This window comes from Citrobacter sp. RHB25-C09 (assembly GCF_013836145.1).
Classification (GTDB): domain Bacteria; phylum Pseudomonadota; class Gammaproteobacteria; order Enterobacterales; family Enterobacteriaceae; genus Citrobacter_A.
Genome location: NZ_CP057483.1, coordinates 4081588 through 4099235 on the forward strand (window position 1 = coordinate 4081588; position 17648 = coordinate 4099235).

Consider the following 17648-nt stretch of genomic DNA (forward strand, 5'->3'; position numbering starts at 1 on the left):
CATAAAAAAACCCGCCGAAGCGGGTTTTTTATTAGCTGCATCAACGATTACTCGTTATCGGAACCGCCCAGACCTGCGTTCAGCAGTTCTGCCAGGCTCGCGGACGCATCTTCTGCAGTCACCTGCGGTGCTGCCGGGAGTTCACCCGCTGCACGGCGACGCATACGATCCTGGTGGTACGCATAACCGGTACCCGCCGGGATCAGACGGCCCACGATAACGTTCTCTTTCAGGCCGCGCAGTTCGTCGCGTTTACCCGCAACGGCTGCTTCGGTCAGGACACGCGTGGTCTCCTGGAACGATGCGGCAGAGATGAACGATTCGGTTGCCAGAGACGCTTTGGTGATACCCAGCAGATCGCGGGAGAATGTTGCACCCACTTTGCCGTTCGCTTCCAGTTCGCGGTTCGCGATCTTGACGCGGGAGTATTCAACCTGCTCGCCTTCCAGGAAGTCGGAGCTACCTGCGCTTTCGATGGTGGCTTTACGCAGCATCTGACGAACGATAACTTCAATGTGTTTATCGTTAATCTTAACGCCCTGCAGACGGTATACGTCCTGTACTTCGTTAACAATGTAACGAGTCACAGCATGCACACCACGCAGACGCAGAATGTCGTGCGGCGCTTCCGGACCGTCGGAAACCACGTCACCACGTTCTACACGTTCACCTTCGAACACGTTGAGCTGACGCCATTTCGGAATCATCTCTTCGTACGGTTCGCTACCGTCTACCGGGGTGATAACCAGGCGGCGCTTCCCTTTGGTCTCTTTACCGAAGGAGATGATACCGCTGATTTCAGCCAGGATTGCCGGCTCTTTCGGACGACGTGCTTCGAACAGGTCCGCAACGCGCGGCAGACCACCGGTGATGTCCTTGGTACCGCCGGATTCCTGCGGTACACGCGCCAGGGTGTCACCAGAACTGATCTGTACGCCATCTTCCAGCTGAACAATCGCTTTACCCGGCAGGAAGTACTGCGCAGGCATATCGGTACCCGGGATCAGAACGTCGTTACCCTGAGCATCAACGATTTTCAGTGCAGGACGCAGATCTTTACCACCGGTAGTACGTTCAGCAGAATCCAGAACCACCAGAGAAGACAGACCGGTCAGCTCGTCGGTCTGACGAGTAATGGTCTGGCCGTCGATCATGTCAGTGAAGCGGACGAAACCACTCACCTCGGTGATAACCGGCATGGTGTGCGGATCCCAGTTTGCTACGGTTTCGCCGCCAGCAACCTGCTCACCGTCACCTTTCGCCATAACAGAGCCGTAAGGCACTTTATAGCTCTCTTTGGTACGACCGAATTCGTCGATCAGCTTCAGCTCGGTGTTACGAGAGGTGATAACCAGTTTACCGCTGGAGTTCACAACCGACTTCGCGTTGCTCAGACGGATGCTACCTTTGTTTTTCACCTGAATGCTGGATTCAGCAGCCGCACGAGATGCCGCACCACCGATGTGGAACGTACGCATCGTCAGCTGTGTACCCGGTTCACCGATGGACTGTGCCGCGATAACCCCGATAGCTTCACCTTTGTTGATGATGTGGCCACGCGCCAGGTCACGACCGTAGCAGTGCGCACATACACCAAAGTCGGTGTCACAGGATACGACGGAACGTACCTTCACGGAGTCAACAGAGTTCGCTTCCAGCAGGTCACACCACTGTTCGTGCAGCAGCGTGTTGCGCGGAACCAGAATGTCTGCGGTACCCGGCTTCAGAATGTCTTCTGCGGTTACACGACCCAGTACGCGATCGCGCAGCGGCTCTTTAACATCACCACCCTCGATAACCGGAGTCATCGTGATGCCTTCGAGGGTACCACAATCGTCTTCGGTAACAACCAGGTCCTGCGCAACGTCAACCAGACGACGCGTCAGATAACCGGAGTTCGCTGTTTTCAGTGCGGTATCCGCCAGACCTTTACGCGCACCGTGCGTGGAGATGAAGTACTGGAGTACGTTCAGACCTTCACGGAAGTTCGCGGTGATCGGCGTTTCGATGATGGAGCCATCTGGCTTCGCCATCAGACCACGCATACCTGCCAGCTGACGAATCTGTGCCGCAGAACCACGCGCACCGGAGTCGGCCATCATGTAGATGCTGTTGAAGGAAACCTGCTGCTCTTCTTCGCCGTCACGGTTAATAACGGTTTCAGTTTGCAGGTTATCCATCATCGCTTTGGATACACGATCGTTCGCCGCTGCCCAGATATCGATAACTTTGTTATAGCGTTCGCCTGCGGTTACCAGACCAGACTGGAACTGCTCCTGGATCTCAGCAACTTCGGCTTCCGCTTCAGAGATGATCTCGTGTTTCTTCTCTGGGATGACCATGTCATCGATACCAACAGATGCACCTGAACGCGCTGCATAAGCAAAGCCGGTGTACATTGTCTGGTCAGCGAAGATAACAGTCGGCTTCAGACCCAAAATGCGGTAACAGGTGTTCAGCATTTTGGAGATCGCTTTCTTGCCCAGCGCCTGGTTGACGATGGAGAAAGGCAGACCTTTCGGTACGATCATCCACAGAATGGCACGGCCAACGGTCGTGTCTTTCAGGCTGGTTTTCGCAACGAATTCGCCGTTTTCATCTTTTTCATACTCGGTGATACGCACTTTAACGCGCGCATGCAGAGAGGCCAGGCCAGCGCGATAGATACGCTCAGCTTCTTTAGGGCCAGTCAGCACCATGCCTTCGCCTTTGGCGTTAACACAGTCACGGGTCATGTAGTACAGACCCAATACAACGTCCTGAGAAGGAACGATGATTGGCTCACCGTTCGCTGGAGACAGGATGTTGTTGGTAGACATCATCAGCGCACGCGCTTCGAGCTGGGCTTCCAGCGTCAGCGGTACGTGAACAGCCATCTGGTCACCATCGAAGTCGGCGTTATAGGCCGCACAAACCAGCGGGTGCAGCTGGATAGCTTTACCTTCGATCAGTACCGGTTCAAATGCCTGGATACCCAGACGGTGCAGTGTTGGTGCACGGTTCAGCAGTACCGGGTGTTCGCGGATCACTTCGTCCAGGATATCCCAAACGACAGCTTCTTCACGCTCAACCATCTTCTTAGCGGCTTTGATGGTGGTGGCCAGGCCACGCAGTTCCAGCTTGCCGTAGATGAACGGTTTGAACAGCTCCAGTGCCATTTTCTTCGGCAGACCGCACTGATGCAGACGCAGGTATGGACCTACGGTGATTACAGAACGACCGGAGTAGTCAACACGCTTACCGAGCAGGTTCTGACGGAAACGACCCTGCTTACCTTTGATCATGTCGGCCAAAGATTTCAGAGGACGTTTGTTAGAACCGGTGATCGCACGACCGCGACGACCGTTATCCAGCAGGGCGTCAACCGCTTCCTGCAGCATACGTTTTTCGTTGCGTACGATGATGTCCGGCGCAGCCAGATCCAGCAGACGCTTCAGACGGTTGTTACGGTTGATAACGCGACGGTACAGATCGTTCAGATCCGACGTTGCGAAACGACCACCATCCAGCGGAACCAGCGGACGCAGATCTGGCGGCAGAACCGGCAGAACGGTCAGGATCATCCACTCTGGTTTGTTACCAGACTGAACGAACGCTTCCAGCAGTTTGATACGCTTGGTCAGCTTCTTACGCTTGGTTTCGGAGTTGGTTTCGTTCAGCTCTTCGCGCAGAGTTTCACACTCTTGCTCCAGATCCATGCTCTTCAGCAGGGCCTGGATAGCTTCCGCACCCATCTTCGCATCGAATTCGTCACCGAACTCTTCCAGCGCATCCAGATACTGTTCTTCAGTCAGGATCTGCTGGCGTTCCAGGTTAGTCATACCGCCTTCGATAACCACATAGGATTCGAAGTACAGCACGCGTTCGATATCGCGCAGCGGCATATCGAGCAGCAGGCCGATACGGGACGGCAGTGATTTCAGGAACCAAATATGCGCAGTCGGAGACGCCAGCTCGATGTGGCCCATACGCTCACGGCGTACTTTAGTCTGGGTCACTTCAACGCCGCACTTCTCGCAGATCACACCACGGTGTTTCAGGCGCTTGTACTTACCGCACAGGCACTCGTAGTCTTTTACCGGCCCAAAGATACGGGCGCAGAAAAGGCCGTCACGCTCAGGCTTGAACGTACGGTAGTTGATGGTTTCCGGCTTTTTAACTTCACCGAAAGACCATGAACGGATCATGTCTGGCGAAGCCAGAGCAATTTTGATCGCATCAAACTCTTCGGTTTTAGTCTGCGCTTTCAGAAACTTTAATAAATCTTTCACGGATTTGCTCCCGTCGGAGTTAGCACAATCCGGTGTCGGGGGTTAACCCGACACCAGTGACCTGTTTGAGCGAGAATTACTCGTCTTCCAGTTCGATGTTGATACCCAGCGAACGAATCTCTTTCAACAGTACGTTGAAGGATTCCGGCATGCCCGGCTCCATCTGATGGTTGCCGTCTACGATGTTTTTATACATCTTAGTACGGCCGTTCACGTCATCAGACTTAACGGTGAGCATTTCCTGCAGGGTGTATGCTGCGCCATATGCTTCAAGCGCCCACACTTCCATCTCCCCGAAGCGCTGACCACCGAACTGCGCCTTACCACCCAGCGGCTGCTGAGTAACCAGGCTGTAAGAACCGGTAGAACGCGCGTGCATCTTGTCATCAACCAGGTGGTTCAGTTTCAGCATGTACATGTAGCCGACGGTAACCTGGCGCTCGAATTGCTCACCGGTACGACCGTCAAACAGTGTGATCTGACCGGAAGTCGGCAGGCCACCCAGCTGTAACAGTTCCTTGATTTCAGACTCTTTCGCACCGTCGAAGACCGGCGTTGCGATCGGCATACCTTTGCGCAGGTTTTCAGCCAGACGCAGAACTTCTTCATCGCTGAAGGTATTCAGGTCAACTTTCTGACGAACGTCTGAGCCCAGATCGTAGGCACGCTGGATGAACTCGCGCAGTTTCGCGACTTCCTGCTGCTGTTTCAGCATGGCGTTGATCTTATCGCCAATACCTTTTGCAGCCATACCCAGGTGGGTTTCCAGAATCTGACCGATGTTCATACGAGACGGTACGCCCAGTGGGTTCAGTACGATGTCTACCGGCGTGCCGTTTTCATCGTAAGGCATATCTTCGATCGGGTTGATCTTAGAAATAACACCCTTGTTACCGTGACGACCTGCCATCTTGTCACCAGGCTGGATACGGCGTTTAACCGCCAGGTATACCTTAACAATCTTCAGCACGCCCGGTGCCAGATCGTCGCCCTGAGTGATTTTGCGGCGTTTCGCTTCGAGTTTCTTCTCGAACTCGTGTTTCAGTTCGTCATACTGCTCAGCCAGTTGTTCCAGCTGATTTTGTTTCTCTTCGTCGGTCAGGCCCAGTTCCAGCCAGCGGTCACGCGGCAGTTTGTCGAGCTTCTCAGCTTCAACACCACCGGAAACCAGCACCGCGTAGATACGACCAAACAGGCCAGCTTCGAGGATCTGCAGTTCTTCAGACAGGTCTTTCTTAGCCTGCTTCAGCTGCATCTCTTCGATTTCCAGCGCACGTTTGTCTTTTTCTACGCCATCGCGAGTAAAGACCTGAACGTCGATAACCGTACCAGAAACACCGTTTGGTACGCGCAGAGAAGAGTCTTTAACGTCAGACGCTTTCTCACCGAAGATTGCACGCAGCAGTTTCTCTTCTGGTGTCAGCTGGGTTTCACCTTTCGGCGTAACCTTACCAACCAGAATGTCACCACCGGTCACTTCCGCACCAATGTAAACGATACCGGATTCATCCAGTTTGGAGAGCGCAGCTTCACCCACGTTCGGGATATCAGCAGTGATCTCTTCTGGCCCCAGCTTGGTGTCACGAGACACACACGCCAGTTCCTGAATGTGGATGGTGGTGAAACGGTCTTCCTGGACAACACGCTCGGAAACGAGGATGGAGTCTTCGAAGTTGTAACCATTCCACGGCATGAACGCTACGCGCATGTTCTGACCGAGCGCCAGTTCACCGAGGTCGGTGGACGGACCGTCTGCCAGCACGTCGCCGCGTTCAACCGGCTCACCCAGAGATACGCAAGGCATCTGGTTGATACAGGTGTTCTGGTTAGAACGGGTGTATTTCGTCAGGTTGTAGATGTCGATACCCGCTTCGCCCGGATACATCTCGTCTTCGTTAACTTTGATAACGATACGGGAAGCATCGACGTACTGAACGGTACCGCCACGCTTAGCAACTGCTGTAACACCGGAGTCAACGGCAACAGCACGTTCCATACCGGTACCAACCAGCGGCTTATCAGCACGCAGAGTTGGAACGGCCTGACGTTGCATGTTCGCACCCATCAATGCACGGTTGGCGTCATCGTGTTCAAGGAACGGGATCAGGGACGCACCGACGGATACCACCTGCTGGGTGGATACGTCCATGTAGTCAACCTGGTCACGGCTGAACAAGCTGGATTCGCCTTTGCTACGGCAGGTAACCAGATCTTCTACAAAGTGGCCTTCGTCATCCAGGTTGGAGTTCGCCTGAGCGATAACGTAGTTGCCTTCTTCGATAGCAGACAGGTAGTGAATTTCGTCAGTTACAACACCGTCGGTCACTTTACGGTACGGGGTCTCAAGGAAACCGTATTCGTTAGTCTGTGCATACACGGACAGGGAGTTGATCAGACCGATGTTCGGACCTTCAGGCGTTTCGATTGGACATACGCGACCGTAGTGAGTCGGGTGTACGTCTCGAACTTCAAAGCCTGCACGTTCACGGGTCAGACCGCCTGGGCCGAGAGCAGAGATACGACGCTTGTGCGTAATCTCAGACAGCGGGTTGTTCTGGTCCATAAACTGAGACAGCTGGCTGGAACCGAAGAACTCTTTCACTGCTGCAGAAATCGGCTTGGCGTTGATCATATCCTGAGGCATCAGGGTATCCAGATCGCCCAAAGACAGACGCTCTTTCACCGCACGCTCAACACGTACAAGGCCAACGCGGAATTGGTTTTCCGCCATTTCGCCTACGGAACGGATACGACGGTTGCCGAGGTGGTCGATATCGTCCACTTCGCCTTTACCGTTACGGATATCGATGAGCTTCTTCATCACTTCAATGATGTCGTCTTTGCTCAGGATACCGGAACCTTCGATTTCGTCGCGCAGCAGAGAACGGTTGAACTTCATACGACCTACCGCAGACAAGTCATAGCGGTCTTCGGAGAAGAACAGGTTCTCAAACAGGCTTTCAGCAGCTTCACGAGTCGGCGGCTCACCAGGGCGCATCATGCGATAGATTTCTACCAGCGCGCTCAGACGATCGTTAGTTGGGTCGACACGTACGGTTTCAGAGATGTACGGACCGTGATCCAGATCGTTAGTGAACAGCGTTTCGATACGCTTGTGGCCAGACTGGCTCAGCTTAGCCAGCAGATCCAGGCTCAGCTCCATGTTCGCTGCGCAGATCAGCTCGCCAGTGGATTCGTCAACGTAATCTTTCGAGGATACTTTTCCAGCAATATATTCAACCGGAACTTCGATATGTTTGATATCGTCTTTTTCCAGTTGGCGAATGTGGCGCGCAGTAATACGACGGCCTTTTTCGACATAGATTTTGCCGTTAGCTTCGATGTCAAAGGAGGCGGTTTCACCACGCAGGCGTTCCGGCACCAGTTCCATTTGCAGCTTGTTGTCGCGGATCTCGAAGATCACTTTTTCAAAGAACAGATCCAGGATCTGCTCAGTGGTGTAGTTCAGCGCACGCAGAATAATGGTCGCAGGCAGTTTACGGCGACGGTCAATACGTACGAACAGGTTGTCTTTCGGATCGAATTCGAAATCCAGCCAGGAACCACGGTAAGGAATGATGCGCGCGTTATACAGCACTTTACCCGAAGAGTGGGTTTTACCCTTATCGGAGTCAAAGAAGACGCCAGGGCTACGATGCAGCTGAGAAACGATAACACGCTCAGTACCGTTGATAACAAAGGTACCGTTGTCCGTCATGAGCGGAATTTCGCCCATGTAGACTTCTTGTTCTTTAATGTCTTTTACGGTGCCTTCCGGCGCTTCGCGCTCGTAGATCACCAGACGCAGTTTTACGCGCAGCGGTGCGGAATAGGTCACACCACGGATTTGACATTCCTGAACGTCAAACACCGGTTCGCCAAGGCGGTAGCTGACGTATTGCAGCTCGGAATTACCGCTGTAGCTCTGAATCGGGAATACGGAACGGAATGCAGCTTCCAGACCATACTGCCCTTCAGGATCTTGCTCGATAAACTTCTGAAACGAGTCAAGCTGGATAGAAAGGAGATAAGGTATGTCCAGAACTTGTGGACGTTTACCAAAATCCTTACGAATACGTTTTTTCTCGGTATAGGAGTAAACCATAGGGTTCCTCAGCTCGCTGACAAGTCGACCCATCTGTCCATTGAGCGGACAGTTTGTGCAACACTATTTTGTTGACCGGAAAATCGAATACTTTCCGCAATACCTGTTGCTATCACGCTTAAACCATTTCATTGCGATTTACACAGAGCAGGCGCTCTGTCGCAGTATATTAAGTCGTCGATAGAAACAAGCATTGTCAGGACAGCCAGTAGTCAAACAGTGTGAAACGCTACTGGCGCCTTACAGCGCAAAAAGGCTGGTGACCAAAAAGTCACCAGCCATCAGCCTAATTTCTTAGGCTGCAACCAGAAAAGTTGGCTTATTTAACTTCAACTTCAGCGCCAGCTTCTTCCAGAGATTTTTTCAGAGCTTCTGCGTCATCTTTGCTCACGCCTTCTTTCAGAGCGGCCGGAGCAGATTCTACCAGGTCTTTAGCTTCTTTCAGACCCAGACCAGTTGCGCCACGTACTGCTTTGATTACAGCAACTTTGTTAGCGCCAGCAGCTTTCAGAATTACGTCGAATTCAGTTTTTTCTTCAGCAGCTTCAACCGGGCCAGCAGCTACAGCTACAGCAGCAGCAGCAGAAACACCGAATTTTTCTTCCATTGCAGAAATCAGTTCTACAACGTCCATTACGGACATAGCGGATACTGCTTCAATGATTTGATCTTTAGTGATAGACATTTAAATTGTTCCTGAATATCAGAATAAGTTTATACGTAAGCGGATGCTTTATAAAAAGAACTGCGATTAAGCAGCTTCTTTCGCATCGCGTACAGCAGCCAGAGTACGAACCAGTTTGCCAGCCGAAGCTTCTTTCATGGTTGCCATCAGGCGTGCAATTGCTTCTTCGTAGGTCGGCAGAGTTGCCAGGCGGTCGATCTGAGACGCCGGGATCAGCTCACCTTCAAAGGCAGCGGCTTTGACCTCAAATTTTGCATTCGCTTTCGCGAACTCTTTGAACAGACGAGCAGCAGCGCCCGGGTGTTCCATAGAGTATGCAATCAGGGTCGGACCAACAAACGTGTCTTTCAGGCACTCGAACGGAGAACCTTCAACAGCACGACGCAGCAGGGTGTTACGAACAACACGCATGTATACGCCAGCTTCACGACCTGCTTTACGCAGTTCAGTCATTTTATCTACAGTAACGCCACGGGAATCCGCAACTACTGCAGACAGCGCGCCTTTGGCTACTTCGCTGACTTCAGCAACAATCGCTTGTTTGTCTTGAAGATTTAAAGCCATTAGCTTTGCTCCTGGATGTTTGCCGGAACTCATGTTCCGGAACTCACTTCACTCTTCCCAACGGAAAGAGCGTCTTAATACGGTGAGCAGAAACAAGCCAGAGTATCCAAAAATATTCTTAGCGTTCTGTCACCGTCTACGCAGGGCATTAAGTTTCTTACGAAACACCTGCGGTCTTCGACGGAGGCCTGGATAGGCCAGGCTCCAACGAACAAATTCTTTCTATGACATCGTCCTTTGAACCGCAACTGTGTTAGCTGTGCTCGCTCACACCATTCACATAGTTAGCTATGCTCCTGGCGATTCACTCACTTGCTGCAATTCAAATGACTCGCATAGTGCTCTGTAATATTTCAACAGAATCGTGGGGGTGAAATTGTAGACAAATCCACCGCCCACGTAAAGCTAATCTTAGTTCGCAGAAGCGCTCAGACCAGCTTGATCAACGGCAACGCCAGCACCCATGGTGGTGGAGATGCTGATTTTCTTGATGTACACGCCTTTCGCCTGAGTCGGTTTCGCTTTTTTCAGCGCAACCAGCAGAGCTTCCAGGTTTTCTTTCAGTTTGTCAGCGTCAAAATCCACTTTACCGATGGTGGTGTGGATGATGCCGTTTTTGTCGTTACGGTAACGAACCTGGCCCGCTTTAGCGTTCTTAACCGCTTCAGCAACGTTCGGCGTTACAGTACCCACTTTCGGGTTTGGCATCAGGCCGCGTGGGCCCAGAACCTGACCCAACTGGCCAACAACGCGCATTGCATCCGGGGAAGCAATAACAACGTCAAAGTTCATTTCGCCTTTCTTGATCTGGTCAGCCAGATCTTCCATACCTACCAGTTCTGCGCCAGCAGCTTTAGCAGCTTCAGCGTTTGCACCCTGGGTAAATACGGCTACGCGAACGGAACGGCCAGTACCGTGCGGCAGTACAGTTGCACCACGTACGTTCTGGTCAGATTTACGCGCGTCGATGCCGAGGTTAACGGCAACGTCTACGCTTTCAACGAACTTAGCGGTAGCCAGTTCTTTCAGCAGAGAGATAGCTTCATTGATGTCGTACTGTTTGGTCGCATCAACTTTCTCACGGATCACACGCATGCGCTTGGTCAGTTTAGCCATTTCTTAGTCCTCCACTACCAGGCCCATGGAACGTGCAGTACCTTCGATGGAGCGAGTCATCGCTTCAATGTCGGCACCAGTCATGTCGGCAGCTTTGGTCTGCGCGATTTCCTGCAGCTGAGCGCGGGAAATTTTACCTACTTTGTCTTTGTTCGGCTTACCGGAACCAGACTTAATACCAGCCGCTTTTTTCAGCAGAACTGCTGCCGGAGGCGTTTTGGTAATGAAGGTGAAAGAACGGTCAGCGTAAACGGTGATAACAACCGGAATCGGCAGACCTTTTTCGATGGAATCAGTCTTCGCGTTGAACGCTTTGCAGAATTCCATGATGTTAACACCCTGTTGACCCAGAGCAGGACCAACCGGCGGACTCGGGTTTGCCATACCAGCTGCAACCTGCAGCTTGACGTAGGCTTGGACTTTCTTAGCCATTCTAAATTCCTCGAATTGGGTAATAGCGCTTCAGAGAAGCTCCCCGTGATATAAAATATTCGCTTTACGGGCCAGGCCCATAAAAACAAAAGGCGCGAAATTGTATTCCAATTCCACGCCTTGTGCAACGATTAAATCGCCGCTTTTTTGATCGCTACTTAGGCTTTTTCAACCTGAGCGAAGTCCAGTTCTACCGGGGTCGCACGACCGAAGATAGAAACAGACACTTTCAGTCGGGACTTCTCGTAGTCAACTTCTTCTACGACGCCATTGAAGTCTGCGAACGGACCATCGTTGACACGAACCATCTCACCCGGTTCAAACAGCGTTTTCGGACGCGGCTTATCACCCACCTGCTGCAGGCGGTTCATGATCGCATCAACTTCTTTGTCGCTGATCGGAGCCGGACGGTCGGATGTTCCGCCGATGAAACCCATCACACGCGGTACGCTGCGCACCAGGTGCCAGCTCGCATCGTTCATGACCATCTGGACCAGTACGTAGCCCGGGAAGAATTTACGCTCGCTCTTACGGCGCTGACCACCACGGATTTCGACCACTTCTTCGGTCGGCACCATGACTTCGCCAAACAACTCTTCCATATTGTGTAATTTGATATGCTCACGCAGCGATGTTGCTACGCGGCCTTCAAAACCGGAAAACGCCTGAACGACGTACCAGCGCTTTTTAGGAGCTTCAGACATCTCAGAACCTCAGGCCAGTGATAAAGGAAACCAGGCGAACCAGAATACCATCCAGTCCCCACAGGATCAGTGACATTACTGCGGTAACCGCAGCCACAATCAGCGTGGTGTGCAATGTTTCCTGGCGAGTCGGCCAAATGACCTTACGTACTTCAGTACGCGCTTCGCGGGCAAAAGCAACGGTTGCTTTACCTTTTGTCGTCAACAGCGCGACACCACCCGCTGCAGCAATCAGAATTACTACGGCCAGCGCACGCAGCGGCAGCATCATGTCACGATAAAGATAGTTGCCAACAATTGCCACAAGCAGCAGTGCCGCAACCACGATCCACTTTATCGCTTCCAGGCCACGCCCGCTCCCTTGAGCTTCGGTATTCGCACTCATAAACCAACCTGTCAGAAGAATTCTACAAATAATTTCACCCCGCGAAAGCGAGGCTAACCTATCTACCTTGTGCCGAAACGCACAGGGGCATTTCGGGTTACGCCCTCTTCAGAGCCTGTCTCAGCAATGATTATGACAAAAAAAATCACTGATGAGCCAGGTTCTGGTTCGAAAGCGTACAAAAAGGGCATCAAATGATGCCCTTTTATTGCGCATTGCGTCAAATGTTATCGGCAATTAGCTCATTACTTTAGCAACAACGCCCGCACCTACAGTACGGCCGCCTTCACGGATTGCGAAACGCAGACCGTCGTCCATTGCGATCGGGTGGATCAGGGTAACAACCATTTTGATGTTGTCGCCCGGCATTACCATCTCTACGCCTTCCGGCAGTTCGATGGTACCGGTCACGTCAGTTGTACGGAAGTAGAACTGCGGACGGTAGCCTTTGAAGAACGGAGTATGACGGCCGCCTTCGTCTTTGGACAGAATGTACACTTCAGATTCGAACTTGGTGTGCGGCTTGATGGAACCCGGCTTAGCCAGTACCTGACCACGTTCGATTTCTTCACGTTTGATACCACGCAGCAGAACACCAACGTTCTCACCAGCACGGCCTTCGTCCAGCAGTTTGCGGAACATTTCAACGCCAGTACAGGTAGACTTCGCAGTCTCTTTGATACCAACGATTTCAACTTCTTCACCAACTTTGATGATACCGCGCTCTACACGACCGGTAACAACGGTACCACGACCAGAGATGGAGAATACGTCTTCGATCGGCAGCAGGAACGGCTTGTCAATCGCACGCTCTGGTTCCGGGATGTAAGAATCCAGGAAGCCAGCCAGTTCAATGATTTTCGCTTCCCACTCAGCGTCGCCTTCCAGCGCTTTCAGAGCAGAACCACGAACGATCGGAGTGTCGTCGCCCGGGAAATCGTACTGAGACAGAAGTTCACGAACTTCCATTTCTACCAGTTCCAGCAGCTCTTCGTCATCAACCATGTCGCATTTGTTCAGGAACACGATGATGTACGGAACGCCTACCTGACGACCCAGCAGGATGTGCTCACGAGTCTGCGGCATCGGGCCGTCAGTCGCAGCAACAACCAGGATCGCGCCGTCCATCTGCGCAGCACCGGTGATCATGTTTTTAACATAGTCGGCGTGGCCCGGGCAGTCTACGTGTGCGTAGTGGCGAGTCGGGGTGTCATATTCAACGTGAGACGTGTTGATGGTGATACCACGAGCTTTTTCTTCCGGCGCGTTATCGATCTGGTCGAATGCGCGAGCAGCACCACCGTAGGTTTTAGCCAGAACGGTAGTGATTGCAGCGGTCAGCGTTGTTTTACCATGGTCAACGTGGCCGATAGTACCGACGTTAACGTGCGGTTTTGTACGTTCAAACTTTTCTTTAGACATCGATTGTCCCTCTAAGACACGGATAAATCGGTGATATCACCACATCAACCAGGCGATATGCCTGAACAGTTGAATACATTTACTTTGAAACAGAGAGAAACGGGAGGAGAAGTGAAGTGGTGCTGATACCCAGAGTCGAACTGGGGACCTCACCCTTACCAAGGGTGCGCTCTACCAACTGAGCCATATCAGCACGTATTGGAGCGGGCAGCGGGAATCGAACCCGCATCATCAGCTTGGAAGGCTGAGGTAATAGCCATTATACGATGCCCGCATCCTGAAACTCGGCTACCCAGTTCTTTCTGTAACAAAAAAAGAGATTTCTCTCTTTTTAAGTTCGAGCTGATTAATTTTTTAACCAGCTCCGGCGGCGATTACGCTGCCAGAAAGTGGTGGTGGGGGAAGGATTCGAACCTTCGAAGTCTGTGACGGCAGATTTACAGTCTGCTCCCTTTGGCCGCTCGGGAACCCCACCGGACTTGATGGTGCCGACTACCGGAATCGAACTGGTGACCTACTGATTACAAGTCAGTTGCTCTACCTACTGAGCTAAGTCGGCATCAAGTAGCGCGCATTCTATGGAGTCCTGCGAGCTCATGCAACTAAAAAATTGCATAAAATGTTCTATCGGACACATTTTGCGCTATACGGCCAATAAATGACGTCTTTTCAGTCAGCTTAGCATAATATTTCGACACTTCTGGGGCATGCTTTCGCTTTTCTTCTTGATTAGCATTCTCAGCGCAAGCCGTCGTGGTGACATCTGCAATATCCGTCACATTGCTTTTCGAGGAAAGACATGCGGGAGAGATTTTTTCTTATTATTCCCCTCCATCTGGTGTTACCCTCCTGCCCATTGTCCAAATTAACTTAAATGTGACGTGCCATTGCGTTTTGGAGATGCCCTCCTTTCCGGCCATTCTTCCGATACAGCAATGACAGCCAGAAACATGCTTATGAGTAAAAAAGAGCAAACGTTAATGACGCCTTACCTACAGTTCGACCGCAACCAGTGGGCTGCACTTCGCGACTCCGTGCCGATGACTCTGACTGAAGAAGAGATCGCGCGGCTGAAAGGTATAAATGAAGATCTGTCGCTGGAAGAGGTTGCAGAGATCTATTTGCCCCTGTCGCGTTTGCTTAACTTCTATATCAGTTCTAACCTGCGCCGTCAGGCTGTTCTTGAGCAGTTCCTGGGGACTAACGGCGAGCGTATTCCTTATATTATTAGTATTGCTGGTAGCGTGGCGGTCGGAAAAAGCACGACAGCACGTGTATTGCAGGCCTTGCTGAGTCGCTGGCCAGAGCACCGTCGTGTTGAACTGATTACCACAGATGGGTTTCTTCACCCCAACAAGGTGTTGAAAGATCGTGGATTAATGAAGAAGAAAGGCTTCCCTGAATCGTACGATATGCACCGTCTGGTTAAATTTGTTTCTGACCTGAAGTCAGGTGTCCCGAATGTGACTGCGCCAGTCTATTCGCACCTGATTTATGATGTCATCCCGGAAGGGGACAAAACTGTCGCCCAGCCTGATATATTAATCCTTGAAGGACTCAATGTTCTGCAGAGCGGAATGGACTATCCTCACGATCCGCATCATGTATTTGTCTCTGATTTCGTCGACTTTTCTATTTATGTTGATGCGCCAGAAGATTTACTTCAGACATGGTATATCAACCGCTTCCTCAAATTCCGCGAGGGTGCATTTACCGATCCCGATTCGTATTTCCATAACTATGCAAAGTTGTCAGAAGATGAAGCTATTAATACAGCGACATCATTATGGAAAGAAATTAACTGGCTGAATTTAAAACAAAACATCCTGCCTACGCGTGAAAGAGCAAGCTTGATTATGACCAAGAGCGCCAATCATGCGGTTGAACAGGTTCGGCTGCGTAAATAAATAAAAAGGGAGCTATTGCTCCCTTTTTTGTTATTCGGCACTGCGCAGGGATATTTCTCCCCCCATCCAGGGTTTTACTATACCGTCCTGCTCAAGTAATAACGCACCCTGTGCATCAATTCCTCGTGAAATACCATATATCTCTTTATCGCCAATTATCAGTTTTACCTGTCGATTGATAAAGTTATCCAGTTTTTCCCAACGAGCAAGATACGGTGCTAGTCCTTCCTGCTCAAATATTTCCAGCGCGTTACGCAGTTCGCGGATCAGTCTGGCGGCAAGCGTGTTTCTGTCGAGGGTGATGCCCGCTTCCTGAAGCGTGATCCACCCCTGGTTTATTACACTTTCTTCTACACGACGCATCGCCATGTTGATTCCGGCACCAATAACAATTTGCGCGGCATCGCCGGTTTTACCGGTCAGCTCAACCAGAATTCCGGCAAGTTTACGATCCATCAGGTAAAGATCGTTCGGCCACTTCACCCGGACTTTCTCAGCGCCGAGATCTTTGAGCACTTCTGCCATGACGATACCAATGACCAGACTTAGGCCAATCGCTGCTGCCGGGCCCTGCTCCAGACGCCAGAACATTGAGAGATAAAGGTTTGCGCCAAACGGCGAGAACCATTTGCGTCCACGACGCCCACGACCTGCCTGTTGATATTCAGCCACGCAGGCGTCGCCTGACTGTAACTCTTCGATCCGGTCAAGCAAATACTGGTTGGTGGAATCGATCACTGGCAGAACTGCCACTGTGCCGCTATCGAGTTGGCTGAGAATACGTTCTGCATTCAGAAGCTGAATAGGCTCCGGTAAGCTATATCCTTTACCGGGAACGGTAAATACGTCCACACCCCAGTCACGTAGCGTCTGGATATGTTTATTGATGGCGGCACGGCTCATTCCTAGCGTTTCACCTAACTGTTCGCCAGAATGAAATTCACCATCGGCCAGCAGTGAGATCAGCGTCAGGGGGACGGTGTTATCCTTCATGCGATGATCTCCACCGCATTGACTTCACCTGCCGATCCGATGAACCGCACTTCAGGCTCCAACCACACATTAAACTTTTCACCCACTTTCTCTCGTACATGATGCGCAAGTTTAACGACATCATTGCTTGTTGCATGACTTGCATTAATTAATACAAGAGCCTGCTGACGATGAACCGCTGCGCCGCCGATAGTCACGCCTTTCAGCTCACATTGATCGATAAGCCAGCCAGCGGCAAGTTTTACCGTATTGTCTGCCTGAGGATAATGCGGCGCGTTGGGGAATTGCGATAACAATGCCTGGGCAGCCTCTGCAGAGACAACCGGGTTTTTAAAAAAACTGCCGGCGTTGCCATTCACTTTTGGATCTGGCAGTTTCGTTGTTCGCATATGGCAAACGGAGTCAAATACCTGCCGGGGTGTGGCTGTCTCGGGATCCAGTCGGGTTAAATCACCATAGGTTAATACCGGCTGCCATTGCTTATCCAGACGCAGCCCAACGGCAACGATGGCGAAACGATCCTGATATTCATGTTTAAAGATGCTGTCACGGTAGCCAAAGCGGCACTCTGCCGCACTGACGCGCAGTGCCTTGCCTGTCGCCAGCTCAACGCAGTCGACGTATTCACACACATGCTTAAGTTCGACGCCATAAGCACCAATATTCTGGATCGGAGATGAGCCAACACAGCCAGGGATGAGCGCGAGATTCTCCAGCCCTGGCATACCCAGTTGTAGCGTATGCTGAACCAGATGATGCCAGTTTTCACCAGCACCTACATGCAAGCACCATGCATCTTGCTGTTCTGTCACTTCAATACCCTTGATACGATTGACGATCACGGTGCCGTGAAAATCGTCCAGAAACAGGACGTTACTCCCCTCACCCAGTATCAGTATCGGTTGATGCAATGCATTGGCTGATTGCCAGGCATTCAATAGTTGTTGTTCATTTTCAGCACAAACAATTTCGTTGGCATTTTGATCGATGCCGAACGTATTCCAGGGTTTAAGGGAGTGATTCATAGACGCTTTCCTGATGCAAAATCGCGGGTAGTTTACCGC

General features: G+C 51.5%; 12 protein-coding genes, 4 tRNA genes and 1 pseudogene. 2 read left to right on the plus strand and 15 right to left on the minus strand.

Features of this window, described 5'->3' with window-relative positions:
* Nucleotides 1-47: 47 nt before the first annotated feature.
* The 13 genes from rpoC to HVY19_RS19380 form a co-directional block, all read right to left on the minus strand.
* Complete coding sequence (gene rpoC, locus HVY19_RS19320; protein ID WP_181682203.1) at nt 48-4271, minus strand: DNA-directed RNA polymerase subunit beta'; 4224 nt, start codon at nt 4269-4271, stop codon at nt 48-50.
* Between the two features lie 76 nt (nt 4272-4347).
* Nucleotides 4348-8376, minus strand: a complete 4029-nt coding sequence (gene rpoB, locus HVY19_RS19325; RefSeq protein ID WP_181682204.1) for a DNA-directed RNA polymerase subunit beta — start codon at nt 8374-8376, stop codon at nt 4348-4350.
* A 319-nt stretch (nt 8377-8695) separates the two neighbouring features.
* Complete coding sequence (gene rplL, locus HVY19_RS19330; protein WP_012133812.1) at nt 8696-9061, minus strand: 50S ribosomal protein L7/L12; 366 nt, start codon at nt 9059-9061, stop codon at nt 8696-8698.
* 66 nt (nt 9062-9127) lie between these two features.
* Nucleotides 9128-9625 (minus strand): 50S ribosomal protein L10, encoded by a 498-nt coding sequence (rplJ, locus tag HVY19_RS19335; protein ID WP_042293041.1) that lies wholly within the window; start codon nt 9623-9625, stop codon nt 9128-9130.
* Nucleotides 9626-10036: 411 nt separating this feature from the next.
* On the minus strand, nt 10037-10741 hold the full coding sequence (rplA, locus tag HVY19_RS19340; protein ID WP_042326238.1) for a 50S ribosomal protein L1: 705 nt from the start codon (nt 10739-10741) through the stop codon (nt 10037-10039).
* Between the two features lie 3 nt (nt 10742-10744).
* Complete coding sequence (rplK, locus tag HVY19_RS19345) at nt 10745-11173, minus strand: 50S ribosomal protein L11 (protein ID WP_012133815.1); 429 nt, start codon at nt 11171-11173, stop codon at nt 10745-10747.
* Nucleotides 11174-11331: 158 nt separating this feature from the next.
* The gene (gene nusG, locus HVY19_RS19350) at nt 11332-11877 is read right to left on the minus strand and encodes a transcription termination/antitermination protein NusG (protein ID WP_003862341.1); all 546 of its coding nucleotides are present in this window, start codon (nt 11875-11877) and stop codon (nt 11332-11334) included.
* 1 nt (nt 11878) lies between these two features.
* Nucleotides 11879-12262 (minus strand): preprotein translocase subunit SecE, encoded by a 384-nt coding sequence (secE, locus tag HVY19_RS19355; protein ID WP_181682205.1) that lies wholly within the window; start codon nt 12260-12262, stop codon nt 11879-11881.
* A 237-nt stretch (nt 12263-12499) separates the two neighbouring features.
* A complete protein-coding gene (tuf, locus tag HVY19_RS19360; RefSeq protein WP_042998381.1) occupies nt 12500-13684 on the minus strand; it encodes an elongation factor Tu in 1185 nt (394 codons plus the stop codon).
* A gap of 117 nt (nt 13685-13801) precedes the next feature.
* Nucleotides 13802-13877, minus strand: a tRNA-Thr gene (locus HVY19_RS19365).
* Between the two features lie 6 nt (nt 13878-13883).
* Nucleotides 13884-13958 (minus strand) — tRNA-Gly (locus HVY19_RS19370).
* A 116-nt stretch (nt 13959-14074) separates the two neighbouring features.
* Nucleotides 14075-14159, minus strand: a tRNA-Tyr gene (locus tag HVY19_RS19375).
* 8 nt (nt 14160-14167) lie between these two features.
* Nucleotides 14168-14243 (minus strand) — tRNA-Thr (locus HVY19_RS19380).
* A gap of 19 nt (nt 14244-14262) precedes the next feature.
* On the opposite strand from HVY19_RS19380, the pseudogene HVY19_RS20850 reads away from it, so the two are divergent.
* Together HVY19_RS20850 and coaA are read left to right on the plus strand one after the other, a co-directional pair.
* A pseudogene (locus tag HVY19_RS20850) lies at nt 14263-14343 on the plus strand (hypothetical protein); the annotation flags it as partial.
* A gap of 297 nt (nt 14344-14640) precedes the next feature.
* Nucleotides 14641-15591, plus strand: a complete 951-nt coding sequence (gene coaA, locus HVY19_RS19385; RefSeq protein WP_181682206.1) for a type I pantothenate kinase — start codon at nt 14641-14643, stop codon at nt 15589-15591.
* 30 nt (nt 15592-15621) lie between these two features.
* Here the strand turns inward: coaA and birA are convergent, their stop codons facing one another.
* Together birA and murB are read right to left on the minus strand one after the other, a co-directional pair.
* Entirely contained in the window at nt 15622-16584 is a 963-nt protein-coding gene (gene birA, locus HVY19_RS19390; RefSeq protein WP_181682207.1) for a bifunctional biotin--[acetyl-CoA-carboxylase] ligase/biotin operon repressor BirA, read from the minus strand.
* A complete protein-coding gene (murB, locus tag HVY19_RS19395) occupies nt 16581-17609 on the minus strand; it encodes a UDP-N-acetylmuramate dehydrogenase (RefSeq protein ID WP_181682208.1) in 1029 nt (342 codons plus the stop codon). Before murB ends, birA begins: the two co-directional genes overlap by 4 nt.
* Between the last annotated feature and the right edge of the window lie 39 nt (nt 17610-17648).